This is a genomic window from Dyella jejuensis (assembly GCF_044904675.1).
GTDB lineage: Bacteria > Pseudomonadota > Gammaproteobacteria > Xanthomonadales > Rhodanobacteraceae > Dyella_B > Dyella_B jejuensis.
Genome location: NZ_JADIKJ010000027.1, coordinates 1 through 871, shown reverse-complemented (window position 1 = coordinate 871; position 871 = coordinate 1). Strand labels below are relative to the sequence as shown.

1 pseudogene (cut by a window edge) is annotated in these 871 nt (G+C 64.2%); it reads left to right on the top strand.

Annotated elements, in window-relative coordinates:
* Positions 1–871, top strand: a pseudogene (tuf, locus tag ISP15_RS17775) (elongation factor Tu); its annotated part reaches 147 nt to the left of the window's first position; the annotation flags it as partial.

The window sequence follows — 871 nt, the reverse complement described above, 5'->3', positions numbered from 1 at the left end:
AAAAGGCGCGCGGTATCACGATCTCGACGGCGCACGTGGAATACGAATCGCCGAACCGCCACTACGCCCACGTGGACTGCCCGGGCCACGCCGACTACGTGAAGAACATGATCACGGGTGCGGCGCAGATGGATGGCGCGATCCTGGTGTGCTCGGCCGCGGACGGCCCGATGCCACAGACGCGCGAACACATCCTGCTCAGCCGCCAGGTGGGCGTGCCGTACATCGTGGTGTTCCTGAACAAGGCCGACATGGTGGACGACGCCGAGCTGCTGGAGCTGGTGGAAATGGAAGTGCGCGAGCTGCTCAGCAAGTACGACTTCCCGGGCGACGACACGCCGATCATCAAGGGTTCGGCGCTGAAGGCGCTGGAAGGCGACCAGTCCGAGATTGGCGTGCCGGCGATCATCAAGCTGGTGGAGGCGCTGGATACCTACATTCCGGAGCCGGTGCGTGCGCTGGACAAGGCCTTCCTGATGCCGGTGGAAGACGTGTTCTCGATCTCCGGTCGCGGCACGGTGGTCACCGGTCGCGTGGAGAGCGGCATCATCAAGGTGGGCGAGGAAATCGAGATCGTAGGTCTGAAGCCTACGGTCAAGACCACCGTGACGGGCGTGGAAATGTTCCGCAAGCTGCTGGACCAGGGCCAGGCGGGCGACAACGTGGGCCTGCTGCTGCGCGGCACGAAGCGTGAAGACGTGGAGCGCGGCCAGGTGCTGGCCAAGCCGGGTTCGATCACCCCGCACACCCAGTTCGAAGCCGAAGTGTACGTGCTGTCGAAGGAAGAGGGCGGTCGTCATACCCCGTTCTTCAAGGGCTATCGTCCGCAGTTCTACTTCCGCACGACCGACGTGACGGGTGCGTGCCAGCT